Origin of the sequence: Pseudotabrizicola sediminis, from assembly GCF_004745575.1 — a bacterium.
Lineage (GTDB): Bacteria > Pseudomonadota > Alphaproteobacteria > Rhodobacterales > Rhodobacteraceae > Pseudotabrizicola > Pseudotabrizicola sediminis.
In genome coordinates, this window is the sequence record NZ_RPEM01000004.1 from 123,865 (window position 1) to 148,680 (window position 24,816).

The 24,816-nt window shown below is 62.4% G+C and carries 22 protein-coding genes and 2 pseudogenes; 8 read left to right on the plus strand and 16 right to left on the minus strand.

What is annotated here, in order from left to right; all coding sequences use genetic code 11:
- The first annotated feature begins 152 nt into the window (after window positions 1-152).
- Window positions 153-632, plus strand: a complete 480-nt coding sequence (locus tag EEB11_RS07470; RefSeq protein ID WP_135429854.1) for a hypothetical protein — start codon at window positions 153-155, stop codon at window positions 630-632.
- A 154-nt stretch (window positions 633-786) separates the two neighbouring features.
- Here the strand turns inward: EEB11_RS07470 and EEB11_RS20240 are convergent, their stop codons facing one another.
- The 4 genes from EEB11_RS20240 to EEB11_RS07490 all read right to left on the minus strand — a co-directional run bounded on the left by EEB11_RS20240 (window position 787) and on the right by EEB11_RS07490 (window position 3,213).
- Complete coding sequence (locus EEB11_RS20240) at window positions 787-1,050, minus strand: DUF2243 domain-containing protein (RefSeq protein WP_135429856.1); 264 nt, start codon at window positions 1,048-1,050, stop codon at window positions 787-789.
- 222 nt (window positions 1,051-1,272) lie between these two features.
- The gene (locus EEB11_RS07480; protein WP_135429858.1) at window positions 1,273-2,328 is read right to left on the minus strand and encodes a DUF3618 domain-containing protein; all 1,056 of its coding nucleotides are present in this window, start codon (window positions 2,326-2,328) and stop codon (window positions 1,273-1,275) included.
- Window positions 2,318-2,680: a phage holin family protein gene (locus tag EEB11_RS07485; protein ID WP_210134389.1), complete on the minus strand. Its 363-nt coding sequence runs from the start codon at window positions 2,678-2,680 to the stop codon at window positions 2,318-2,320. Before EEB11_RS07485 ends, EEB11_RS07480 begins: the two co-directional genes overlap by 11 nt.
- A gap of 26 nt (window positions 2,681-2,706) precedes the next feature.
- Window positions 2,707-3,213, minus strand: a complete 507-nt coding sequence (locus EEB11_RS07490; protein WP_135429862.1) for a hypothetical protein — start codon at window positions 3,211-3,213, stop codon at window positions 2,707-2,709.
- Window positions 3,214-3,573: 360 nt separating this feature from the next.
- Between EEB11_RS07490 and EEB11_RS07495 the strand changes: the two genes are divergently transcribed.
- The 4 genes from EEB11_RS07495 to EEB11_RS07510 all read left to right on the plus strand — a co-directional run bounded on the left by EEB11_RS07495 (window position 3,574) and on the right by EEB11_RS07510 (window position 9,103).
- Window positions 3,574-5,667 carry a catalase gene (locus EEB11_RS07495; RefSeq protein ID WP_135429864.1) on the plus strand — a complete coding sequence of 698 codons (2,094 nt, stop codon included), beginning with the start codon at window positions 3,574-3,576 and terminating at the stop codon, window positions 5,665-5,667.
- Between the two features lie 85 nt (window positions 5,668-5,752).
- Window positions 5,753-6,175, plus strand: a complete 423-nt coding sequence (locus EEB11_RS07500) for a CopG family transcriptional regulator (RefSeq protein ID WP_135429866.1) — start codon at window positions 5,753-5,755, stop codon at window positions 6,173-6,175.
- 23 nt (window positions 6,176-6,198) lie between these two features.
- Window positions 6,199-7,383, plus strand: coding sequence for an extracellular catalytic domain type 1 short-chain-length polyhydroxyalkanoate depolymerase (locus EEB11_RS07505; protein WP_135429868.1), 1,185 nt, complete (start codon window positions 6,199-6,201; stop codon window positions 7,381-7,383).
- A gap of 190 nt (window positions 7,384-7,573) precedes the next feature.
- Window positions 7,574-9,103: a sensor histidine kinase gene (locus tag EEB11_RS07510; RefSeq protein ID WP_135429870.1), complete on the plus strand. Its 1,530-nt coding sequence runs from the start codon at window positions 7,574-7,576 to the stop codon at window positions 9,101-9,103.
- A 31-nt stretch (window positions 9,104-9,134) separates the two neighbouring features.
- On the opposite strand, the gene EEB11_RS07515 is transcribed toward EEB11_RS07510, so the two are convergent.
- Window positions 9,135-10,145 (minus strand): sensor histidine kinase, encoded by a 1,011-nt coding sequence (locus tag EEB11_RS07515; RefSeq protein WP_135429872.1) that lies wholly within the window; start codon window positions 10,143-10,145, stop codon window positions 9,135-9,137.
- 891 nt (window positions 10,146-11,036) lie between these two features.
- On the opposite strand from EEB11_RS07515, the gene EEB11_RS07520 reads away from it, so the two are divergent.
- Complete coding sequence (locus EEB11_RS07520; RefSeq protein WP_135429874.1) at window positions 11,037-11,342, plus strand: hypothetical protein; 306 nt, start codon at window positions 11,037-11,039, stop codon at window positions 11,340-11,342.
- An 80-nt stretch (window positions 11,343-11,422) separates the two neighbouring features.
- Here the strand turns inward: EEB11_RS07520 and copM are convergent, their stop codons facing one another.
- Together copM and EEB11_RS07530 are read right to left on the minus strand one after the other, a co-directional pair.
- Window positions 11,423-11,863 (minus strand): CopM family metallochaperone, encoded by a 441-nt coding sequence (copM, locus tag EEB11_RS07525; RefSeq protein WP_435531099.1) that lies wholly within the window; start codon window positions 11,861-11,863, stop codon window positions 11,423-11,425.
- Window positions 11,864-11,884: 21 nt separating this feature from the next.
- Window positions 11,885-12,073 (minus strand): heavy-metal-associated domain-containing protein, encoded by a 189-nt coding sequence (locus tag EEB11_RS07530; protein WP_135429878.1) that lies wholly within the window; start codon window positions 12,071-12,073, stop codon window positions 11,885-11,887.
- 169 nt (window positions 12,074-12,242) lie between these two features.
- Here EEB11_RS07530 and EEB11_RS07535 point away from each other — a divergent pair, with 169 nt between their 5' ends.
- Together EEB11_RS07535 and cueR are read left to right on the plus strand one after the other, a co-directional pair.
- Window positions 12,243-14,738 carry a heavy metal translocating P-type ATPase gene (locus EEB11_RS07535; protein WP_245298806.1) on the plus strand — a complete coding sequence of 832 codons (2,496 nt, stop codon included), beginning with the start codon at window positions 12,243-12,245 and terminating at the stop codon, window positions 14,736-14,738.
- A complete protein-coding gene (gene cueR, locus EEB11_RS07540; protein ID WP_135429880.1) occupies window positions 14,735-15,151 on the plus strand; it encodes a Cu(I)-responsive transcriptional regulator in 417 nt (138 codons plus the stop codon). Before EEB11_RS07535 ends, cueR begins: the two co-directional genes overlap by 4 nt.
- Before the next feature lie 363 nt (window positions 15,152-15,514).
- Here the strand turns inward: cueR and EEB11_RS07545 are convergent, their stop codons facing one another.
- The 9 genes and pseudogenes from EEB11_RS07545 to araD all read right to left on the minus strand — a co-directional run bounded on the left by EEB11_RS07545 (window position 15,515) and on the right by araD (window position 24,814).
- Window positions 15,515-16,198, minus strand: a complete 684-nt coding sequence (locus tag EEB11_RS07545; protein ID WP_245298824.1) for a lyase family protein — start codon at window positions 16,196-16,198, stop codon at window positions 15,515-15,517.
- 42 nt (window positions 16,199-16,240) lie between these two features.
- A pseudogene (locus EEB11_RS19950) lies at window positions 16,241-16,333 on the minus strand (protocatechuate 3,4-dioxygenase subunit alpha); the annotation flags it as partial.
- 96 nt (window positions 16,334-16,429) lie between these two features.
- Window positions 16,430-18,305 (minus strand): annotated as a pseudogene (locus EEB11_RS07550) (bifunctional sugar phosphate isomerase/epimerase/4-hydroxyphenylpyruvate dioxygenase family protein).
- Window positions 18,302-19,147: a shikimate dehydrogenase family protein gene (locus EEB11_RS07555; protein WP_135429884.1), complete on the minus strand. Its 846-nt coding sequence runs from the start codon at window positions 19,145-19,147 to the stop codon at window positions 18,302-18,304. Before EEB11_RS07555 ends, EEB11_RS07550 begins: the two are co-directional and overlap by 4 nt.
- 216 nt (window positions 19,148-19,363) lie before the next feature.
- The gene (locus tag EEB11_RS07560; RefSeq protein WP_245298807.1) at window positions 19,364-20,008 is read right to left on the minus strand and encodes a LysR substrate-binding domain-containing protein; all 645 of its coding nucleotides are present in this window, start codon (window positions 20,006-20,008) and stop codon (window positions 19,364-19,366) included.
- Between the two features lie 60 nt (window positions 20,009-20,068).
- On the minus strand, window positions 20,069-20,461 hold the full coding sequence (locus EEB11_RS19955) for a LysR family transcriptional regulator (RefSeq protein WP_245298808.1): 393 nt from the start codon (window positions 20,459-20,461) through the stop codon (window positions 20,069-20,071).
- A gap of 98 nt (window positions 20,462-20,559) precedes the next feature.
- Window positions 20,560-22,065: an aldehyde dehydrogenase (NADP(+)) gene (locus tag EEB11_RS07565; RefSeq protein WP_135429886.1), complete on the minus strand. Its 1,506-nt coding sequence runs from the start codon at window positions 22,063-22,065 to the stop codon at window positions 20,560-20,562.
- Window positions 22,066-22,148: 83 nt separating this feature from the next.
- Window positions 22,149-23,060 (minus strand): Gfo/Idh/MocA family protein, encoded by a 912-nt coding sequence (locus EEB11_RS07570; protein ID WP_135430165.1) that lies wholly within the window; start codon window positions 23,058-23,060, stop codon window positions 22,149-22,151.
- Window positions 23,061-23,071: 11 nt separating this feature from the next.
- Window positions 23,072-24,814, minus strand: coding sequence for an L-arabinonate dehydratase (gene araD, locus EEB11_RS07575; RefSeq protein WP_135429889.1), 1,743 nt, complete (start codon window positions 24,812-24,814; stop codon window positions 23,072-23,074).
- Window positions 24,815-24,816 lie beyond the last annotated feature (2 nt).

Sequence of the window (24,816 nt, forward strand, 5' to 3'; positions counted from 1 at the left end):
AATGTTCCGGTGGCCTGTGAAAACGACAATGCGACAAGCCCCTGAGACTGGGGGCAACCCAGAAAAAAACCTTTCGCATCAGTCGCGCACCCACCAGCTGCGGGCACTTTGCCGGGCTGGACATCGCAACCCCCTTCCCCTTGGAGACAAACATGAACCGCACGATCATCACCCTTTCCATTGCTTCCCAACTGCTCGCTTTCGGTGCCTTCGCACAAACCACCGGCACGTCCGACATGGCATCCTCGTCCAGCTTCGGCAGTGACTGGTCAACATCGCTTGGGTTGGCAATGTTCGGCGAAGATGGAACCTCTGTCCGTCCATCGGCTGAGCTGTCCTCGCAGTGGGCCACCCTGTCGGAAGAAGACAAAGGCATGCTCCAGCGCGACTGCGCGGCGTATATGCAGCAATCCGAAGGGTCTACTGATGCCACCGGGGCCGCAACAGGCACAACCGACGGTGCTGCCGCTGGAACCACCGGGACAGCTGAAGGCGCTGGCACGACGGGCACTGCCGGGACCAGCATGGACACCACCGCCGGCACGGCCACGGATACGACAACGGCAGGCATCCCGATCACCGTGTCGATGGATCAGATGGAAGAAATCTGCGCTGCAACCAGCGACATGTGAAACAAAGGAAGGCGCTCTTGCGTGCGCCTTCCCATTCAACCCGGATGCAGGCGTTGACAACCCGTGAGATTTGCCTGCCACGCAGCAATGGGCACATCTGATTCAGATCTGCGTTCAATGTACCCTTCAGCTCTTTTCGGGCGCGCGGTCCGTATTATGCCAGCACCCGTACTCTGGCATCACGGCCGCCTGTGGCGAAAAAGCCGAAATCCCACCATTTCCAGTTCTGCAGGAACCGTTTCAGCATCTGATGACCTTGCAGCAGATGATGGTTGATCAGCCCTTCAATCAGGTTGCACACCGCGAACCTGGTCCGCAATCTGCCGACAAAATGCCTGGGGCAGAACCAGCGAGCGCTAGATCCGGCAGGGAATATGCACCGCTTTTTCGGTGGACCGGGGTCCGAGGAAAAAGGCAATGCCCGCGGGACATCGGCAGTCTGTTGCGTTGCACCTCATGTCGATCGGCGCAAGACGCTCTCGGCCGACCGAGCGGGCTACTGGAAATTTGGCCTAGCAGCGGCAGGCACCATGGTTTGGGTCGGCTCTCGCCAGGCAGGTCGACGCGGCCCTGAGGCGCAGGGCCGCGTCTATCTTGGTGGGGTAACGGGCGGGGGCATACAGACCGCCCTGAGTTTCGTTCAGGTCGCAGATTTGTCTGTTGCCTGACGCTCGCCATCACCCGTCGCGTGGTCATAGATCCGTGTGGCAGCTCCGGCGGCGCGGTCAACGATGACTTCTCCGGCAGATTTTCCCTCGGGCAGCAAGTTGGCAAGATCCGATCCTGCCTCCTTGAGTTCGTCCTTCACATCCGCCGCTGCAGTTCTGGCCATTGCCATGGCCTTTTCCCGCTCGACGTAGAACAGGTCCTGCGCCTCGGCAAACAGCCGGTCGCTGCTGTCGCCCATGGCATCGTCTTCCAGCTTGCTGTGCGGCAGAACCCCACCGATCGCAGCGCCCAGGGCTACGGCAAGAGCACCGACCACCAAAGGCTGATCTTCAAAGAAGCCGGTTGCGGCCTGTGCGCCTTTTTGCATGGCTTCACCCGATGCAACCCGCGCGTCATGCGCAGCACGACGGGCGGCAACCACGCGGGCACGCGCCTCTTCCGACAGATCATCCAGACCATGGGATAGCCGGTCCGTCAGGTCAGATGCGGCGGTGCCGACATCGTCGGCCATATCCGACACGGCAGACCGCATGGAACTGGCAGCGCCGTGCATGCCGCCAGAAACTTCACCCTGCCGGTAGCCGCCGGTCCTGCGCCCTTGGGTGCGGCCCCGGTCCATTTGATGCGTGCCATACCAATGCTGGTCTGACGCGTCAGTGTCTTCATTGCCGGATCGGATGGTCGGCCCAACCTCGCCCTGCCATGGGTCATGCCGCCCACGGGCACGGTCATGCGCCGACGCATTGCCCCATTGCTCGTCGTTGCGGTCGGTGGACCGGTTCTGGCCAAGGAACAGCCAGGCAAGGCCGACCCCGACCAGCGCCACTGCAGCCGGGTTGCGCCCGACGGTCTGGGTGACAACGCGGCCGATGTCACCGCCTTGCATGCGGAACATCGACCCGATGTCATTCACGATGGCATCGACCGAGAACTTCTGTTGCAGATTGTTGATGGAGTCGCTCATCCGTGCGCGTTCTTCGCGGATGTCGCGCTCAATGTCGTCGGAGCTTCGGGTGTCACTGGTCATTGAAAGAATCCTTTATGGCTGCAACATCGCGCGACACATTCTGCGCGGTGCGGGTCGGCACAAAGCCGATCTGTTTGAGGGCGGATTTGGCAGAGGCAAAGACGGCAAAGGCAATCGCAAGCAAACCAAACCCGACAAGCGCACTCGCCCAATGCGGTTCCAGACCCATGTCGACCACCAAAGCGACCAACGCTGCGGCAAGCACATTGAGGGCAGTAATGGCCAGCAGCAGCGCTACGGCCATCGACCCCAGCGAGGCCCCTGCCTTGGTCAGACTTTCGCCAATCTCGGCCCGGGCCAGGTCGGTTTCATTGCGGACCAGATTGCTGACATTGCCCATGATGTCTGCCATCATCTCGCCCGTGGATTTGGGGCCGGTCACGGCGCACCCGGGGTCTGAGTGTCCGGATTGCCCCCACGCACAAAGGAAGCCGCCGGGCGGGTATCGTGCTGCTCCGACGAGGTGCCATTGCCCGCGCCGCTGGCTTTGGCATAGCGGCTGGCGGCAAAGCCCAGCAGCGCAGCACCGCCCAGAAACATCACCGGATGTTCGCGCGCAACCTTGCTGACCATCTGCGCGATCTGACCCAGATCCTTGTCGCGGATCTGATCCGAAGCATCGGCAAGGCTGCTGGCTAGCGTGCCAAGCGTGCGTTCCTGTGCAGAGCCGCCGCGCAGTTCTTCGGATGCGCGGCGCAGGGCCTGCGCCACATCATTCACTTCATTGGCGACACTGTCCTTGGCATCGCCGGTTCTGGACCGGACTTCCGTCATCGCCTCGCCAAACTTTTGGGTTGCCGCATTCTTGATGTCGGATGCGACACTGCCAATCGTCGACACATCATCCTTTTCCATGCCGGCTTGGGGGGTGTGGGGCTCGTTCATTGCATCGGCCTTTCTGGCACAAATCGCCAATTGTGTTGGTCGGACACGACGCGGCAGATCCAAGCGGTGGAAGCCTGCCGCCGTCCTTCGCTGCCGATACAACCAATAGTTCACCCATTCGTTCCGCACTTTGTTCTTTGCCGGCGACTTGCAGCCGTGAACTGTACGACGCGCAGAGGCTTGGCGGCTTCCCGAGTTATCTTGCCGACAGACAAGAAGATACGGAACAACCCGGTGCCGGAAGTGTTGTCTTGGCATACGCAGACCGCGGCGCGAAAACTGCCCGGACCATCTGATGCCCCTTTCGCTGGCCAGTTCTGTGCCGGTTGCGAGCGTGCATCTGTAGCCAAGGATATCACCATGACCGAGACACCTCGCCAGACTGCCAGCATCGAGACTTTGACGTCAGAAAGGGGTGCCGGTGGAGAAATCCATCAGCATGCCACCGGCAAAGACGAGCGCCTGACCACCGCGCAGGGCGTGGTGATTGCAGACAATCAGAATTCTCTGCGGGCAGGTGCACCCGGCCCGACGCTGCTAGAAGATTTCGCCATGCGCGAAAAGATCTTTCACTTTGACCACGAGCGGATTCCCGAACGTGTGGTCCATGCCCGCGGGTATGGTGCCCATGGTACATTCACCTGCACCCGCGCTCTGACCGACATCACCCGCGCCGCACCCTTTGCCAGCAGCGGGAAGGAGACCGAGGTTTTCGTGCGGTTCTCGACCGTGGCGGGCAGCAAGGGCTCGGCCGATCTGGCACGCGATGTGCGGGGATTTTCGGTGAAGTTCTACACCGATGAAGGCAACTGGGATCTGGTTGGCAACAACATCCCGGTGTTCTTCATACAGGATGCCATCAAGTTTCCCGATCTGGTCCATGCAGTAAAACCCGCGCCCGACCGCGCCTTTCCGCAGGCCCAGTCGGCGCATGACAATTTCTGGGATTTCATCTCACTTACGCCCGAAGCCATGCATATGGTGATGTGGCAAATGTCTGACCGCACCATCCCGAGGTCTTTTACCACGATGGAGGGGTTCGGGGTCCACACGTTCCGCTTTGTGACCGTCGAGGGTGTGTCCACCTTCGTCAAATTCCACTGGAAGCCCCGGATGGGCCTGCAATCAGTGCTGTGGGATGAAGCTGTGAAAAGCAACGGTGCCGACCCTGACCGCCATCGCCGCGATCTGTGGGATGCAATCGACCGGGGCGATTTCCCGGAATGGGATCTGGGCGTACAGATGTTCGATCAGGCTTTTGCCGACAGCTTTGCCTTTGACGTGCTGGACCCGACCAAGCTGATCCCCGAAGAGGACTGCCCGGTCGAGATCATCGGAACCCTACGGTTGGACCGCGCGGTGGACAATTTCTTTGCCGAAACCGAACAGGTGGCGTTCTGCACCGCCAATGTCATCCCCGGCATCGACTTTACCGATGACCCGTTGCTGCAGGGGCGGAACTTTTCCTATCTTGATACCCAACTGAAACGCCTTGGCGGGCCGAACTTTACCAAACTGCCGGTCAATGCGCCCCGGGGCTGCCCGGTCAGCAATTATCAGCAGGACGGCCATATGCAGACCGCCGCCCGCAAAGGCCGGGTGAACTATGAGCCAAATGGCTGGGGTGAAGGTCCGCGCGCACATCCGCTGGAAGGATATGTCAGCTACCGCGCCCCGGTCACTGGCCCGAAGGCACGGCTGCGCCCGGAAAGCTTTGCCGACCATTACAGCCAGGCGCGGCAGTTCTATATCAGCCAGACCCCGTCCGAGCAGGAACACATCCTTTCCGCGCTGGTGTTCGAACTGTCAAAATGTGTTGAACCGGCGATCCGCAGTCGCATGGTCAGTCACCTTCTGAACATCGACCTTGGGCTGGCGCAGGCTGCTGCCGACCGTCTGGGGCTTGTCGAAACCCCAAAAGCGGCCCCTGCATCGCAAGCGACGCAAATGGACCTCGCGCCTGCCCCGTCTCTGAGCATTCAGGCGAACCCGCCTGCCAGTTTCAAGGGCCGGATCATGGGCGTGATGCTGAGTGATGGGTTTGACGGGGCGCTACTGGCAGCCCTTGAACAAGCCGTGTCCGAAGCAGGGGGCGTGATCAGGATTGTGGCCCCGAGGATCGGTGGTGCCATGTGCAGCAATAACAATCTGCATGCCGTGACCGATCAGATCGGCGGCGCGCCGTCGGTGTTGTTTGATGCCATCGCGGTGCTGCCGGGGGTGGATGATCTGGCATCGACCCCGGCCGCGGTTGATTTCCTCAAAGACGCCCATGTGCATTGCAAACACATCGGCCTGAGCGAAAGTGCGGCAGACCTGGTCATGGAATGTGGTCTGAAGGGGGCGGCAGACGAAGGCCTGCACTCGCTGCGAGATTCCGACTCTGCTCATTCTTTCCTCAGCGCCTGCAAGGGCCTGCGTGTGTGGGGCCGAGAAACCCTGTTTTCTGGGTGAAACATCAAAAGCCTTGCACGCAAGACTTGTGTGCAAGGGTACCGGCATCCATATACCATCCACATGGATGGCATATGGATGACCTATGGACGGACCTACTGCAATACAGACCCCGACAAAAACGCCGGAGTCCGAGAAGATCACGATCAATCTGGGCTTTATCGATCTGGGGCAGATCGAACTTCTGGTGCAGGAAGGATTCTACTCCAACCGCAGCGACTTTATCCGCACCGCGATCCGCAATCAGATCGAGCGTCATGCGGATACCGTCCGCCAGATTGTTATCCGCAAAAGCGTCGATCTCGGGTTGCGGCACATCACCCGCGACGAACTGGTCACGGCACAGGCGGCGGGTCAGATGCTGGATATCCGTGTTCTGGGTCTGGTCGTCGTCGCCCCGGATGTCACTGCCGATCTGGCGCACGACACGATTTCCGCCCTGTCAATTCTGGGCACACTCCACGCCCCTGCTGCGGTCAAGGCAGCCCTTGCCGACCGCATCACCTGAGACTTAACCCCAAAGGCAACACCATGACAAAATCCTTCATGCGCGGCATGTCCCGCGCCTCGGCGCTGACAAGGTCCGGCAAGCTGACCGAGGCGACGGCGCTCATCCAGTCGCTGATGCACGGCAATGCCGCGCCCGCCGATCCGCCGGGCGAGGGCAGCGGACAGGCCAACCTCGCCGACAAGGACGTGATCGAGGGCACCTTTACCCCTGTCGGTGAGGCAGCGCCCAAGCCCGCTGCCAAACCGGCTCCCAAACGCGCCGCGCGCAGCCGCGGCAAAAGCCTGAGCGAAACCCTGCGCACCATTGCGATGGGCGGAATGCCGCAGATGGGAAACGCGCAGTCCGCGCCGCCTGATGTGCCAGAGGGCGCGCAGCTTTTGTTGCTGTCCCACACCGGCACGCAAGGCAGCCGCGACTACCTGCTCTACGTACCTGCGAAAAAGACCAAGACGCCGATGCCGCTGATCGTGATGCTGCACGGCTGTACCCAGTCGCCCGAAGATTTCGCGACCGGGACTGACATGAATGCACTGGCCGAAGAGGCGGGGTATCTGGTCGCGTGGCCTGCCCAGCCGCAGGGTGCGAATGCACAGAAATGCTGGAACTGGTTCCGCCCAGATGATCAGGAGCGCGACCGCGGGGAACCTGCCGTGCTTGCGGGTATCATCCGCGACATCCTGCGCGACCATCCGGCGGATGCGGGCCGGGTCTATGTCGCCGGCCTGTCGGCGGGCGGGGCGGCGGCAGCGATCATGGGGGCCGCCTATCCCGACCTGGTCGCAGCTGTCGGGGTGCATTCCGGCTTGCCCGTTGGGGGGGCGCAGGACATGATGTCGGCGTTTTCCGCAATGCGCAGCGGTTCAGCTGGCAAAAAGCAAGCCAATGCGGTTCCGACGATCGTGCTCCATGGTCTTGCCGACAGCACGGTGCACCCGGACAACGGCACGGCGGTGATCGCGCAGGCCATCAAGCCACACAAGGGGCTGAAAAAGGTACGCAGCTCTGGTACGTCGGATGGTGGGCGCAGCTATCGCCACACGCGCCATGACGACAAGACGGGGCGCAGCATTGCCGAGCATTGGGAGATTGACGGCGCAGGCCATGCCTGGTCCGGCGGGCAAGCGGGTGGCAGCTATACCGACCCGACAGGCCCCGATGCCTCACGCGAGATGCTGCGGTTCTTTGCGCAACACAGGCAGGGCTAAAGCCCTTTCCGGGCGCATTGGGCGCGCGCCCGGAGGTGAATGTTGTCCGCATGCGTCACGCCGAATGGAAGACCCATGCGTTCGGCAGGACAAGGTTGACGCGCGGGGCATGGCCGCTAAGCATGGAATTCAGCTGCGCGCGGCGTGACAAAGCTGGCTGGTGGCCCCCAAAGAAGGCAGTGTCGATATCATGGCAGCAGACCCCACCGTTGAAGCATCTGCGCCCGTCTTTCTGACGGACGGCGATGCTTTGTCCGAAGGCCTGCGTCTGGGAGGTGCCGGGGTCTGGCGCTGGAAAATCAACAGCAACGCTCTTGAATGGACGCGAAATCTGGAAACGGTGCACGCACTTCCCGCAGGGTCGTTTGACGGGACGCTGGCCAGTTTTCAGAATGATCTGCATCCCGATGACGCCGAACATGTTTGGCAGCACATCAAATCAAGCATCGACACGGGCAAGCCCTATCGAGCGGTCTACCGAAGCGCGCCGCGCCCCGATGCGCCCGATGTCTGGGTCGAAGCCTCGGGTGGGGTCGTGGTGGCACCGGACGGGACACGCTACCTGACGGGTATCTGTTTCGATGTGTCTGCCCGTATCCGAAGCGAGCAACAACTCAAGCGCCGTCTTGAACAGCAGTCTGCCATCGCCAGCTTTGGGTCCTTTGCTCTGAACCAGCCTGATCTGCAAAAGGTCATGGACCGTGCCGTGCAGCTTGCAGCCGATGTTCTGAAGGTTCCGCTGACCAAAATCCTGCAGTTTTCCGATACGGCAGATCATCTTGTCCTGCGGTCAGGTATCGGCTGGCAGGACGGGTTGGTCGGACACGGCAAGGTTGGCATCGAACGTGAATCGCAGGCGGGGTTCACGCTGATGTCCGACAGCCCCGTACTGGTCAGCGATCTGCGCAGCGAAACAAGGTTCGATGGTCCGCAACTCTTGCATGACCACGGGGTGATCAGCGGGATTTCGGTCATCATTCCGGGGTCCGGCATCCGGCCTTTTGGCGTGTTCGGCATCCATGCGCGCGCGTTGCGAGACTTCGACCTGACCGACGCCGACTTTCTGTTGTCACTGGCCAACATCGTTGCAGGCGCGGCGCGGCAGGTGGCGGCGATGACGCATCAGACCCTGCTGGTGCGCGAAATGGCCCACCGTGCAGGCAACATGCTGCAACTGGTGAACAGTATCGCCGGTCAGACCCTGAACAACGCCACCGATCCAAAGGCCGCCCGGCATTCGTTCAGCGAACGGCTCAGCGCGCTTGCCCGGTCCAATTACATCGTGTCGCGTGGAGGGTGGAGCTCTACCCGCTTCGCCGAACTGGTCACCGAGGCTCTGAAGCCGTTTGGCGACCGGATTGTCGCCTCTGGCAGGGATGTCCTGCTGCATCCGGACCTGTGTTTCGACATGGGCCTTGTCCTGCACGAGTTGGCCACGAATTCGATGAAATACGGCACCTTGGGACGGACTGACGGCGTCATCTATCTCAATTGGGCGTACCGCGCCGACAACGAAGGGACGCGGATGTTCAGCTTTGACTGGAGCGATCCCGGGTCTTCCGTGCCTGCGGCGTCGCAAGGCACGGGGTTCGGGTCAAAGCTGGTTCAGGCGCTGATCGAGCAAAAGTGGAGGGGTGCGGTCACGATAGGAAGTGCGCCGCATTTCAACATCCGGCTGGATATTCCCTATCCTGATGAGATCAAGGCCCGCGCTGTCTGAAACACGGTTCGGAACCGATCAACTGCGTCCCTTACTGCGCGAGGCGATCCGGACTGACATTCAGCGTCACCACCAGGCCCTCGGGTGCCCAATGATAGGATATGGCCCCGCCCAGATGCCCAGTCACGCTGCGTTCTATCAACCGGCTGCCGTAGCCCGGCGGTTGTGTGGGCTGCGTGACAACTGGCCCCCCGCGTTCGGTCCACATGATGGTCACCGCTTCATCCCGCGCAGAACAGGACACGTCCAGCAGCCCATTCTCGACCGACAAGGCACCGTACTTCAATGAGTTTGTGGCCAGTTCGTGGATGATCATCGCCAGGATGGTGGTCGAGGAATCCCCGACCCGCATGCGGGGTACCGAAACCCGGATCCGCCCGCTGAAGGCCCCCAGATCATCATAGGGAGCTAGCAGAACGGTCAGCAAATCGCCAAGCAAGGCCGAAGCCGTTGCAGTCTGACCGGGCAGCGGGCGCACCAGATCATGCGCGCGGCCAAGCGCTGTCAGCCGCTGGGTCAGTTCACGCGCCATGTCCTTGGTGGTCGAGGTTGACCGCGATGTGATGGATGTCAGTCCGGAAGCAATGCTCAGGAGGTTCTTGACGCGGTGGCTCATCTCGCCCGCAAGCAACTCGCGCCCCTCTTCGGCTTGTTTGCGTCCGGTCACATCCAGAAAGATACCAAACATGATCCGCTGGACGATGCCTTCATCGTCACCCTGACCGCGCGCTGAAATCCACCGCAACTCGTCGCCGATCATAATTCGGAAGTCGATCTCGTAAGGTCCGATGATCGCCCGTGTAGCATTGAACGCGGCCCGCACCCGATCACGGTCTGCCGGGTGGATATGGGCGGACAGGTCTTCGAATGTAACGTCCGTGCTCCGCGCCACCCCCCACAGATCGTAGGCGGCGTCGTCCATGGCCAGCGCGTCGGTGTCGACATTCCAAGACCACAGCGTGACACCAGCCGCTTGGACGGCGCGCCTCAGGTTCTTTTGTTCCCAAAGCAGGGGACTCAGCGTGGCAGCCGTTGTGACCATGACACTTCTTTCGAAAGTTCCAAACGGACGGGTGGCGAGCCTGACAAACATTTTCTGGTCCGGGGGTCAATCGCCAAATGCCCGACTCCGCCCGGTGTTGGCGGGGGCGTGCTGAAACATGGCGGAATAGTGGCAATATCCATGATTCATTGCACGAGATCGCCACATTTGTTTCCAGATTTGCCTACAGTGTCAGGCTAGGCAACCTATTGGAGTGGGACGGTGAACAAATCAATGTTCGGCAGGACGGCTCGGGTGGTGTACGCGGACGCGCAGCCGTGGGATTTCGTGCAGGTTGCGGAAGATCTGCATCACACTTTGTCGCAACTGGACGGCACAAATGTGTCGTTCGGGTGGGAGGGTGCAGCCACTGCAGTTTTCAACGTTTCCGGAGTCCGGATCTTGTTGAGGACAGATGACTGCAACGGTGACTCTTTGACATGCCTTACGGTCGCGGTTGAATTGTCGCCAAACGGATCAGACCCCGGTCTCGGCACAGTCTGCGAGAAAACCTGTGCCAGCGTGATTGACCACCTGCAACGACGGTATCCCGGGGTGACCACCATGCAACATCGGCAAACCGAACCCGTCGCGCACCGTCTGCAAGCTCGTCGGATCGCCGCAGTGCCATCCCTGCCGGAACCACCCGGCAGTCCGGCACTTGATAACGTTTCCTTGGCAGGGGCATCCGGGATGCTGCATCCCGCCAAAAGCGCTGAAGTGTTGCGCGCACATCGGGGCGAAGGTCCGAACACCTCACAACACCCCATACGCGCCTCTTTCGCCAGATCGGGAAGAACCGGAGCACGGACGCGGGCAGCCACCGCACGCGCGCGGGGCGGAGCTTATTTTACCACGTCAGCCAGTTCTTCAGGTCCGTTCCCCAGGATCGTGGACGAACCCTCTTTGTCTGTCTCGCACGATGTCGAATTTGCCCGTGTCCGCAGCGCATTCAACTATGTAGAGCCTGAAGCGCCCTCCCCGCGGCTCAGCACGCCGCTGCGCCTCACCACGCATGCGCTGAATGCCTCGCTCATCATGGTCTGGGCACCGCTTGGGGCGGGTGTGATGGCCTATTCGCTGGTCAGGGGCGAGAGCACGCGGTTTTCGGGCCGCATGGTTGTGCTGACTGGCTTGTTTGCTGCGGCGTTGAACACGCCGTTCGGGCAATACATGTCGACGATGATCGGGGTTTAAAACACCCGCACCCCGCGTGCCAGACATGCCCTTTCGGCGCACGGGCGAGCGCAACGCGCACCCGCCCGTGCTGATGGCACTCAGAGACCGCGGGCCGCAAGCCAGGCGTTCATTTGTGCGATCTCGGTTTCCTGCGCCGCGATAACAGCTTCGGACAAAGCACGTATTTCGGGGTCTGTGCCGAATTCCAACTGCACCCGCGCCATGGCCACCGCAGCTTCGTGATGCGGGATCATACCTTTGATGAAGTCAACATCTGCATCCCCGGTGTAGGGGATCATCATATCCGCCATCATCACGTCCATCGCTGCCGCATAGGCCTGTACCGCAGGGTTGTCAGCCAGTTCGGGCGGGATCATGCTGGCGTGGTTCATCATGCCCATGCCCTCCATCCCGGCCATGCCAGAGTGGCCCATCGCAGAATGGTCCATCCCTTCCATGGTGGATGTCTGGGCGAGTGCCAGCCCGCCCACAATGGCAATTGCACCTGCAATCACGGCGAGGTTGCGCTTTTTCATCATCATCTTCCTTTTTGTTATCCGTTACGCAGGCGCAAAGCCGGCGTCGGCCAGCACGGCTGCCAGTTTTTCACGCGGGGCAGTGGAGGTTACGTCAACCTTGCGGGTCGCCGGGTCTGCCGCAACTTCGGCCGTGGGATCGACAGACTGGATGACCTTGGTCACGCTGCGCACGCAACCGCCGCAGGTCATGGTTTCGATATGGAACTGCATGAGTAGCTCTTTCTGGATGTCGCCTCACGCAATTACAGATAGGGCTTCCAACGGTGGTAAGGTCAAGAGCACATGGCCGTGATTGCATTCTTTTGCCAAAGCGCTTGACCTTACCATCATGGGAAGGCCTATCTGACACAGCGGAACGAGGCAGCAAAGGTGATCCGCCATGACAATCAGCCCAAAAAACATGGTGCCTCCGGGTGGCGACGCGGCAAGGATCGTCCTCGATGTCGAAGGCATGACCTGCGCCTCCTGCGTCGGGCGGGTGGAGCGTGCGTTGCGGGCGGTTCCGGGGGTCAAGGCGGCCTCGGTCAATCTGGCGACCGAGCGGGCCGAGATTGCGGGCACCGATCTGGACCGCGCGGCGCTGGTGAAGGCGGTGGAGGATGTGGGCTACGATGTGGCCTCTGCCCCGGTTGATCTTGTGATTGAGGGGATGACGTGTGCCTCCTGCGTCGCCCGGGTGGAACGCGCGCTGAAAGCCGTGCCCGGCGTGACTGAGGCCAGTGTCAACCTTGCGACGGAACGGGCGCATGTGACAGGGCAGGCAGATGCGACCGCCCTGATCCGCGCCATCGAGACCGCAGGCTATGACGCACGGCAGGCAGTGCCAGCCTCTGCCGGGTCAGACGAGGCATCAGCTCGCAAGCTGGCCGAGGAAGCCGCGTTGAAGCGCGATCTGTGGATTGCGGCAGCGCTGTCCTTGCCGGTCTTCGTCCTCGAAATGGGCTCACACCTGTTCATGGCGGTACACATGGCGGTGATGAACACCATCGGCATGCAGGCCAGCTGGTATCTGCAGTTCGCGCTGACTTCGGCAGTTCTGCTTGGCCCCGGCCGGCGGTTCTATGCCAAGGGCTTTCCCGCGCTGGCCCGGTTTGCGCCGGACATGAACAGCCTTGTCGCCGTCGGCACCTCTGCTGCCTATGGCTATTCGCTGGTGGCCACCTTTGCCCCCGGCCTGCTGCCAGCCGGTACGGTGAACGTGTATTACGAGGCGGCGGCGGTGATCGTGACCCTGATCCTTCTGGGCCGGTATCTGGAATCTCGCGCCAAGGGGCGTACCTCGGAAGCGATCAAGCGGCTTGTGGGATTGCAGGCCAAGACTGCGCGCGTAATCCGCGATGGCGCGCTGCGTGAGGTACCGATTGCCGAGGTGCGGCCCGGAGACCTTGTCGACATACGCCCCGGCGAGCGGGTGCCGGTGGATGGTGCGGTGACCGAAGGCCAAAGCTGGATCGACGAAAGCATGATCTCGGGGGAACCTGTGCCCGTGGAAAAGACCTCCGGCAGCGCGGTCACCGGCGGCACCGTCAACCAGACCGGCGCATTCACCTTCCGCGCCACGGCGGTGGGCGAGGCGACGATGCTGGCGCAGATCATCCGCATGGTCGAAGCGGCGCAGGGGGGCAAATTGCCAATTCAGGCCCTGGTCGACCGGGTGACAATGTGGTTCGTGCCCGCCGTCATGGCACTGGCCGCACTGACCTTTGCGGTCTGGCTGATCTTTGGCCCCGATCCTGCGCTGACCTTTGGTCTGGTCAATGCCGTGGCCGTCCTGATCATTGCCTGCCCCTGTGCGATGGGGCTTGCCACGCCGACCTCGATCATGGTCGGCACCGGGCGGGGTGCGGAACTGGGGGTGCTGTTCCGCAAGGGCGAGGCCTTGCAGGCCCTTCAGGATGTGCGTGTCGTGGCCTTTGACAAGACCGGGACCCTGACGATGGGCAAACCCCGCCTGACCGACCTGCATCTTGCCGTAGGGTTCGCGCGTGCACCGGTGCTGGCGGCGGTCGCGGCGGTAGAGGCAAAGTCGGAACACCCGATTGCCCGCGCCATCGCTGCGGCGGCAGAGGAAGAGGGCCTGACACTGCCAGAAGTCAGCGGCTTTGCCTCAGTCACCGGTTATGGCGTTTTGGCGCTGGCCGGGGGCCAGCGGGTAGAGATCGGGGCTGACCGCTATATGGCACAGCTGGGTCTGGATGTGGCGCCCTTTGCCGGGGTCGCGGCGCAGTTGGCGGATGAAGGCAAGTCGCCGCTTTACGCAGCCATCAACGGAAAACTGGCCGCAATTCTGGCCGTGGCCGACCCGATAAAGGACAGCACGCCGCAAGCCATTCGCGCGCTGCATGCGCTTGGCCTGAAGGTGGCGATGATCACGGGCGACAACGCCCGCACCGCGCAGGCGATCGCGCGACAGCTGGGGATTGACGAGGTGGTGGCCGAGGTGCTCCCAGATGGCAAGGTGGCGGCGGTCGAACGGTTGCGGGCGCTGGGGCCGCTGGCCTATGTCGGCGACGGCATCAACGATGCCCCGGCACTGGCGGCGGCGGATGTGGGGCTTGCCGTGGGCACCGGCACCGACATCGCGATCGAGGCGGCGGATGTGGTGCTTATGACCGGGCGGCTGACGGCAGTGCCCGACGCCATCGCGCTGTCAAAGGCCACGATGCGCAACATCCGGCAGAACCTATTCTGGGCCTTCGCCTATAACGCGGCGCTGATCCCGGTGGCGGCGGGGGTGCTGTGGCCCGGATTCGGCATCCTGCTGTCGCCGGTCTTTGCGGCGGGTGCGATGGCGCTGTCGTCGGTCTTTGTGCTTGGCAATGCGCTGCGCCTGCGCCGCTATCCCCCTGTTGTGTCTGAAGGAGCAAAGCCATGAACATCGGTGACGCCGCCAAAGCCTCGGGCGTGTCGGCAAAGATGATCCGCTATTACGAATCCACCGGCCTGATCCCGGCGCCGGGACGGACCGGCGCGGGATACCGGGTGTATTCGGACAGCGACGTGCAGATGCTGCGCTTTATCCGCCGGTCACGCGATCTGGGCTTCCCGGTCGAAAGGATCGCCGAGTTGCTGGCGCTTTGGCGGGACCGGTCGCGGCACAGCGCCGACGTCAAGCGTCTGGCTCAAGACCAGATCGACGGGCTGGAGCGCAAGATCGCCGAGATGCAGGCGATGAAAGAGACCCTTCAGCACCTTGCAGATGCATGCTGCGGCGATCACAGGCCAGACTGTCCGATACTGGCAGATCTTGGCAACGGGCCGAGCCTGTTGCGGATTATGCACAGATAAGGCCCAGCGGCCGCGATGCCGTTCCGCATTTATTGCTCTACTGAATCAAACGGACACCCGCCAAAGCACCAACCACCCAGGAGCTCAAGCCTGATTCACAGGGTGGGTCCAGTCTTTGCTTTGCCGCGTGTCCGCGCAATCAGCGCAGACCGAAGAAGGAAAGGATCACAAGGACAACAACGACGAGGCCGACAATGTAGATAATTCCGTTCATGATAACCTTCAGAAGAATGCGCCTTTGAGGCGGGTTGCGTGCGCTCTTAACGCGTCACTGTTTGAAAGGTTCCCTCTTTGGCTGGGGCAACCAATGGCCCCATGATCACAGATCAGCTCGCCCACACCCGCGCGACAAAGGCCATCGTCTCAACCGGTGCCTGACCCGGCCCACCTGAGGCCAACCGCTCTGCCCAATCGGTGCCCGGAAACCGCAGCCTCGCAAGCTCGGTCAGGGGGGGGGGGTTGCGACGCCTGCGCCTCGCGGCACATCTCTTTCACCGCAGCCATCGCCTCTGGGCGGGGCATCTGCTCGGCCAAGGCAAAGGTCAGCGCCTCGGCATGGATCAGACCTTGACTGTCATCCAGCAGCCGGGACATGGCCGCGCCATCCGGCACAAGGCTTTCCGCAATTTCATTCGCCAGTGACAGCTTCCGGCTGGTGCTTATGCACAGGTGCGGCAAGTTCAGCCATTCGCTGAACCACGCGGCACCATCGCGTTGCTGCCGGTGCAGCGCCGCGCCCTGCACCAGTCCGGCCAAGCCGATCACCTGCCGCGCCAAGGCAACCAGCGCCGAAGCCGCCACCGGGTTCTGCTTTTGCGGCATGGTCGAAGACGCCCCCGATCCGCCACGAAAGCCCACCTCACCCAAGCCCGATTGCGACAGGGCCAGCACATCTTCGCCCAGCTTGCCCAGACTTCCTGCCAGACCGGCAGCGAAACCGGCAAGCTGGCCCGGCGCGCTGCGGTCGCTGTGCCAGCTGTGGCCAGGATCGGCCAGTGCCAACTCGCGCGCGAGCGCCGCACGCACCTGCGGCCCCAACTCCCCCATGGCGGACAATGTGCCTGCCGCCCCGGACAGCGACACCTTGGCAAACCCTGCCGTCCCCGGCGCAAGGCCAATGTGTACATAGGGTCCGGCGGTCTGCGACGCGGACTCTTTCAAGTAGCCCAGGGCTTGTGCCATGTCAGCGTCGGGTGGTCATGGCCCTGGTGGTCAGATCAGTCATGGAAACTCCCTTTCAAACCGGGTGCAGCGCAGGCGCATTTGCGCCCGCCAACCCTAAGCCCGGGGCATCCCCGATGGCCGCGTATTGCGCTTTTGGGCGGCGATGCGGAACGGGGCATTCGGCGCGCCATAGCCCAGATAATTGCTCTGCCGCTGCACAATCTCAAAAAACAGCCCATCGGAACGTGACGCGGAATACAGCTGAAAGAACTGCCCGCCCGCGTCTTCATCATAGAGAACGTTCGCGGCCTTCATCCGGGCGACGAGCGCGGGATCAAGCCCAAACCGCGCCTCGACATCCTCATAGTAATTCGCGCCGATCTCCAGCACCGGAAAGCCCCGGCTTGCAAGATCTACCGCCGTGGCAAAGATATCAGCGGTGCCAAAGGCGATGTGCTGCACCGATGCGCCAAAGGTGTCTTCGACAAACCGGCCCGCCAACGTGCGGCGCGCCTCGGCCCCGTTCAGCGTGACGCGCAGGCCGCCGGACTGCACCGCCTGGCTGCGCACTAGACCATCGGGGTCTGCCACATCAACCATTGGGGCCTTGGTCGCGCCAAAGATTGACGTGTAATACAGCGCCCAGGACAGCATCTCATCATAGGCCATGGTCTGGCCAAGGTGATCAATCCCGAGCAGTCCGGCACCGGAGCCCGGGCCTTTGGTGCGGAAATCCATCTCCCAGATCCGGGCGAGGTCAGATGCAGGATCCAGCAAGCGGATCATGCTGCCACCCACCCCGCGGATCGCCGGAATGTCCAGCTCACCAGCCCGTGCGGGCTGATCATGGTCTTGCGCCAACAGCGCGAGGGCCCGGGCATAAGCGGCACGCGCATCCGGCACCATCAGCGCCACTTCTGACACCGTGGTGCCATGCGCGACGTAGGATGTGCGCGAAAAGCCTTCGGCATCGGTATTGACCAGAATGTTGATTGCGCCCTGCCGCCAAAGGGTCACCGGACGCGAGACATGCGTGCCGGTCTGCGTGAATCCGGTTGCTTTCAGCAAGGATTCAAGCGCCGGGGCCTCGGCAGCCGAAGTGGCAAATTCCAGAAACTCGATCGCTGTACGGCGGCGGATGCAGGAAAGGGCGGCAGATCCACCGTCAGACTAGGGTCCGTACGGCGCACACTGTCCATCAGCGAGATCAGGCTGCGGCGGCCGTCAGTCGCCACAAGACGCGGCACACCCGCGCGGAACTGATCGTTGAAGATCTCAAGACTGATCGGGCCTGCATAGCCCGTCGCCGTCACCGCGCGCATGAAGCCGGTGACATCCAGATCGCCTTCACTCGGAATGTTGCGAAAGTGGCGCGACCAATACAGCAGGTCCATTTCGATGGCAGGCGCATCGGCCAATTGCACGAAAAAGATCTTGTCGCCGGGAATGCGGCGGATGGTGTCCGGGTCGATCTTGCGGCCCAGCGTGTGAAAGCTGTCAAGGATCAGCCCGACATGGGCATGATCGGCACGGCGCACCACCTCCCACGCGTCGCGGTGATCGTTGACATGACGGCCCCAAGCCAGCGCCTCGAACCCCACGCGAACGCCATGACGGGCCGCCAGGTCGCCCACATCGTAAAAATCCTGCGCCATGCGGTCGATGCCCCCCATCGCCGCCGGATGCACCAAGGAACAAACCAGCACCAGATCGGTGCCCAGCTGGTTCATCAGATCAAACTTGCGCGCGGCGCGGCAAAGGCCCGGCTGCGCAGCGGCTCTGGCAGGCCTTCAAAATCGCGGAAGGGCTGGAACAGAGTGATGGTCAGCCCGTGATCGCGCACCATCGTTCCCACTTCTGCCGGGGTAAAGTCAGACGCGATGAAGTCCTGCTCAAAAATTTCAATGCCGTCAAAGCCCGCGCCTGCAATGGCGGCCAGCTTTTCGGCAAACCCGCCCGAGATGGAAACCGTGGCGATCGAAGTCTTCATGACACGTCTTTTCCTTCAGCCAGCTCGCGGCGCATTTGTGCCTCGTCCAACAGCAGCCCGGTGAAGATGGCCCAGGCATCGACGCCCTGACCAAAGAACAGCTCATAGCCTGAGATCACCTGCAAACCGGCGGTCATCGCGTCTTGCAGGAACTGGGTATCCACCGGGGTGTAGACCGCATCAAAGACCCATTCCGCACCGGAAAGATTTTCGCTCGGCAAAGGTGTGCCATCATATCCGACCATGCCCACAGGCGTGCAGTTGATAATGCCGCTGACCCCGGCCGCCATGGCCGCAGCATCGGTGCCAGTCCGGGTCGTAAGACCGGGACTCGCGGCAGCCAAAGCCTCGGCCAGGGCCTGCGCCTTGGGCAGATCGCGGTCGGCAATGCGGATCTCGGTCAGACCAAGTGCCACCAGCCCGAAGGCCACCGCCTTGCCCACGCCCCCCGCGCCGATCATCAGCACCGGGCCGGGCGCAGCCGTTCCGCGCACCCGGCGATATGCCGCGATGAACCCCGAATAATCGGTGTTGAAGCCATGCGGCCCGCCCTCAGCAAACACCACAGTATTCACCGCACCGATCCCACGCACCAGCGGATCATCGACCGTCACCTTGGCCGCCGCGCGCTCTTTGTAAGGATAGGTGACATTGACTCCGCGATAGCCATTGTCGCGCACCCATTCGAACAGCGCGTCGAACGGCAGGCCCCGTTCTGCCGGTACCAACTGATCATATATCACCCTCCGCCCGTTCTGCGCCCCGGCCAGACGATGCAGCCGAGGAGATTGCGATTTGGCGATGTTGTCGCCGATCAGGCCCAGATGGATCGGGTCGCTCATGCAGTCCTCTTGCGGAAAAACATTCCCCATAGCGGGGTTCTTGAAACGAAAATCAGGATCACCGGCACAAATATCACCAAAGACAGTGGACAGTATCCCCCGCGGCAACATCCACAGCCTTCCTGACCCGAGACACTCATCGGCGCGTACGTGGTTACTATTGCCCGACCTGAGGCTAACAGCAAATATCGATATAACCGATATCGTAACATGATGTTATGTCCGGGCAGGCGGATCCCATTGTGATCGCAATGTCGCTTCCGTCAGTTCATGCCTAAACCGGTCAATGGTAAACTCTGCAAAGCTCGACAGATGGCGCCCACGCTTTTGCACCACATAGACGGTGATTTCCGCCGTTTCCAACAAGGGCCTGCGGACCAGCCCGGGCATGTACACCTCGGCCACAGAAAACTCGTCTATCGCCGCAACCCCCAGCCCATGCCGCACAAGACTGACCATGGTCTGCGCGAATCGTCCCCGGATCGCGTGATGCGGCGTGAGACCCGCGTCCCGAAACGGTCGCGCCAATGTGTCGCCATAAGGATCATCAGGATCAACGCCGATGAACGGGAACCGCATCAGATCATGCACCGAAACCCTATCCTTTGCGGCAAGCTCATGCCCCTCTGGCAGAATGGCCACGATGCGGCCCTTCACCAAAGCCGTCGACTCCAGTGCCGAGTTTTCAACCGGGGACGACATGAACACCACCTCGCCACGCTCCAGCAGCAGATAGTCCAGCGTCTCCTCGATCTTGAGGATGTCCAGATCAATCATCAGATCGGGAAAGCGCGCGCGGATCGACCGGATGGCACGCGCCGCTATGAATTGCGCAATCGACGGGGCCGAAGCAAAGGACAATGCAAAGTTTTGCCCCTTCTGCACCGAAGACACGGCCGCATTCAGATTTTCAACCTGATGTTAGACCTGATTCAGCATCGCAAAAATCGCATGCGCTTCGGGCGCGGGCACAAACACTCCTGCCCGCCGATCGAACAGGCGAAAGCCCAGTCCGTCTTCGGTGTACTTGCTCAACCGGCTGATCCTGGGGGCAGAGACATGCAACAGATTTGCGGCCCCCTGAATGGAGCCCGCAATCATCACCGCGCGCACCACTTCCATCTGCCTGAGCGTCAGTTCTTTCATGCAGCCAATGATAGCAAAGCCGGTGGGGGCGGAAAGCGAATTGCGTGTCCGTGGCGCAAGCCGTGCCGGAACAGCGATCACCTCGGCAAAGCGCCGTATCGAAAAGCTGTCGCCAAAGTGGCAGCGGCGATGATCACGCCGCTGCCGCCCGCTTCTCGCGGACCACATCGGTCAGCGCATCAACGGGGGCGCAAGGTGCGCCAGAATGCACCGGCCGACGCAGGCAGGCGACACCCTTCGGCTGACGTGGTGCCTGTGTCCCGCCCTTAGCGCAGGTCGTCCGGCAACAGGGCGTCCGGCAGGTTCTGATAGCAGACCGGGCGCAGCCAGCGGCGGATCGACAGGGTGCCGACCGATGTGGCCCCAAAGTTGGTGCTGGCCGGGTACGGCCCGCCATGCACCATGGTATCGGCCACCTCGACCCCGGTAGGAAAGCCGTTGGCCAGCACGCGTCCCGCCTTGCGCTCAAGGATTGGCAGCAGCGTTCGCCCCAGATCGGTGTCGCCACCGTCCAGATGCAGGGTACAGGTCAGCTGGCCCTGCAGGCTGGCGGCAATGTTTGCCATTTCGGCAGCATCCTTCACCCGGATAATCAGGCCTAGCGGGCCGAACACCTCTTCGGCCAGCATGTGATCGGCCAGCCAGTCGGTGCCAGACACCTCGAACAGGTTCGGCGTCGCGGTGCGCGCCTGGCTTTGCGTGGCAAGCAAGGCGCGCACGCCGGTGGCCCCCGCCACCCGGTCACGGCCCGAGCGGTAGGCGTCAGCCATGCCATCGGTCAGCATGGTCTGCGCGGCCACCGGCTCCAATGCGGCGGCAGCGGCGGTCGCAAAGGCATCGGCATCCGGCCCGTCGATCACCACGGCAATGCCGGGATTCGTGCAAAACTGCCCTGCGCCCATGGTCAGGCTGCCCGCCCAACCCTTGGCAAGCGCCTCTCCCCGCGCGGCCATGGCAGCGAGCAGCAGGAACATCGGGTTCACACTGCCCAGCTCGCCAAAGAACGGGATCGGATCGGGACGCGCGACGCACAGATCATACAGCGCACGGCCCCCGCCGAGCGAGCCGGTAAAGCCCACGGCACGGATCAGCGGGTGCTTCACCAGCGCCTCTCCGACATCGCGCTTGCCGCCCTGTACCAGACTGAACACGCCCGGATGCAGGTTGCAGGACTTACGCGCCGCATCAATGGCCTGCGCCACAATCTCGCCGGTGCCTGGATGGGCCGAATGGCCCTTGACCACCACCGGGCAGCCAGCCGCCAAGGCACTGGCGGTGTCACCGCCCGCGACCGAAAACGCCAGCGGAAAGTTCGACGCGCCGAACACCGCCACCGGGCCGATCGGGCGCTGGATCATCTTCAGGTCCGGGCGCGGCAGGGGCTGGCGGTCAGGCAGTGCAGCGTCATGGCGGCGGTCCAGATAGGTGCCGTCGCGGATATGCGACGCGAACAGCCGCAGTTGGCCGGTTGTGCGCCCCCGTTCACCCTGAAGGCGTGCGGCAGGCAGCCCGGTTTCCTGCGTACCGACTTCGGTGATGGCATCGCCACGCGCATCAATCTCATCGGCAATCGCGTCCAGAAACCGGGCACGGTCTTCGCGTGAGGTGGCTGCAAAGGACGGGAAGGCAGCTTCGGCCGCTTCCACTGCCTGCGCCACCAGCGCGGGCGTGCCCACGGCGAAGTCATGCGATGGGCCATGGGCCGGGGCAGAGGCGAAGGTGGTCGCCCCCGAAACCCAGTCGCCCGCGATAAGGTGCTTGCCTGTCAGCATGTCAGTCTCCGATTGTTTGCCGGCGGAACGAGGGGTTTCACCCCCCCGGACCCCCGTGGGATATTTAAGAACAGATGATGGGGTCAGAAGTTGAAATGGTCAGTCACGATGCGTTTGCCAAGGGTCATGGCGTCGGCCACATGCACCATCGGGGCAAGGTCAACCTCAGACTGCCCTTGAACCACAAGATCGGCCATGCGGGCATAAAGCGCGGGGTATTCGTCCATAATCGTATTTTCCCCCTGTGACGGCTGGCCGTCGAGCTCCAGCACATTGCCGCCCATCCGCAGGGCCATGCGGCCCGCGGTGGTCTCAATCTCGATGTCCCAGGTTTGCGGCCCGGTTTGCCGCCAATCGAAATCAGCGGTAACATTGCCGGTGAAGGTCAGTCGGGCGGCGATCGGGGTCTGGCGGTTGGCGGGAAACTCCAGCTCTGCCGCTTGCAGATGCACAGGCGCAGGCAGAATCTCGGTCAGGATCGACAGCGCATTTATGCCGGGGTCGAACACGCCCATGCCGCCCGGCTCGAACACCCAGTCCTGCCCCGGGTGCCATTTGCGCACATCCTCGCGCCAGGTGATATGGGCGCGAGTGATGGTCTTGTCCGAAAGCCAGGCCTTGGCGGGGGCGACCGCATGCGCCATGCGGCTGTGCCATGTGGCATAAAGTGTGACGCCATGGGCCGCTGCAAGGTCTTGCAGCGCATGGATTTCCGCCAAGGTCGCCCCCGGCGGTTTTTCCAGCATCACATGGCGCCCAGCCCGCAACGCGGCTTGGGCATAGGCGTAACGCGGCACGGGTGGCAGGGCGAGCGACACCATCCCAATGTCAGGCCGCGCCGCCAGCATGCTCGCGATGTCGGTGAACGCTTCGACCCCGTCGACCGTGCCCGACCGCGACACCGTCGCCGCAAGCTCCCAGTCCGGGCTGGCGGCAAGCGCGGGCACATGCTGATCGACCGCGATCTTGCCGATGCCCACGAGGGCGACCTTCATCACATCCGGCATCAGTGCGAATCCTTGCCGACGGGCGCGCCGCGGCAGCCCTTGAGAAAGGCCAGATCGGCCCCGGTATCGGCGCCCATCACATGCTGCTGATGCAGCCAGCCATAGCCCGACTCGTAGGTCTGATGCGTGGGAACCCATGCCGCCAGACGGGCTGCCAGTTCGTCATCCGGAATATCCAGATGCAAGCGGCGGTTCGGCACATCCAATTCGATGAAATCGCCGTTGCGCACCACGGCCAAGGGGCCACCGGCCGCGGCCTCGGGCGAGGTGTGCAGCACAACGGTGCCATAAGCGGTGCCCGACATGCGCGCGTCCGAGATGCGGACCATATCGGTGATCCCTTTTTTCAGCACCTTTGGCGGCAGGCCCATGTTGCCGACCTCGGCCATACCGGGATAGCCCTTTGGCCCGCAATGTTTCAGCACCATCACGCATGTCTCGTCGATGTCGAGATCAGGGTCGGCGATCTTGGCCTTGTAGTCGTCGATATCCTCGAACACCACGGCGCGGCCCCGGTGCACCATCAGGTGCGGGCTGGCGGCCGAGGGTTTGAGCACCGCGCCATTGGGCGCAAGGTTGCCCTTGACCACCACCACGCCGCCCGACTGGGTCAGCGCCTTGTCGGTGGGCAGGATCACGTCTTCGTTGTGGTTGCGCACATCCTTGACCTGATCCCACATCGAAGAACCCGATACGGTCAGCGCATCCTTGTGCAAAAGCCCCGCCTCGCCCAGCCGCTTGATCACGACGGGCAGACCGCCGGCGTAGAAGAACTCCTCCATCAGGTATTTGCCCGATGGCATCAGGTTGACGATTGTGGGCACATCTCGGCCGCAACGGTCCCAGTCATCAAGGCTCAGGTCGATGCCCACGCGGCCGGCGATGGCGAGAATGTGGATCACCGCATTTGTGCTGCCCCCGATGGCGGCATTGGTGCGGATGGCGTTTTCAAATGCCTCTTTCTTCAGGATATCGGATGGCTTCAGGTCATCCTTGACCATCTGCACGATGCGCCGCCCGGTCAGCTGTGCCATCACGCGGCGGCGGCTGTCCACCGCCGGAATGGCGGCATTGCCCGACAGCGCCATGCCAAGCGCCTCGGCCATCGACGCCATCGTGCTGGCGGTGCCCATTGTGTTGCATGACCCGGGCGAGCGGGACATGCCCGCCTCAGCCTCGGCAAATTCTTCCTGCGTCATCTCTCCGGCCTTCACCGCTTCGGAGAACTTCCACAGGTGGGTGCCCGACCCCACCCGTTCATTGCGATAATAGCCGTTCAGCATCGGACCGCCGGTGACAACAATCGACGGCAGGTCGGTGGAGGCGGCGGCCATCAAGAGCGATGGCGTGGTCTTGTCGCAGCCCACCAGCAGCACACAGCCATCCATCGGCTGGCCGCGCATCGCCTCCTCCACCGCCATCGCCGCCAGATTGCGGAACATCATCGCGGTGGGGCGGAAGGCGGACTCGCTTGCCGAAAACACCGGCACTTCGACCGGGAAGCCGCCCGCCTCGTAAATCCCGTTCTTCACCCGCTGCGCAAGGTCATTCAGGTGGGCGTTGCAAGGTGTCAGTTCCGACCAGGTGTTGAGGATCCCGATCACCGGGCGGCCATCAAACAGATCATGCGGGAAGCCCTGATTTTTCATCCAGCCCCGGTGATAGATTTGGTCGCGGCCAGTGCCGCCGAACCATTCCTGCGAGCGTAAGTGGCGGGGCCATTGTGCGGGTTTGAAGCTCATGT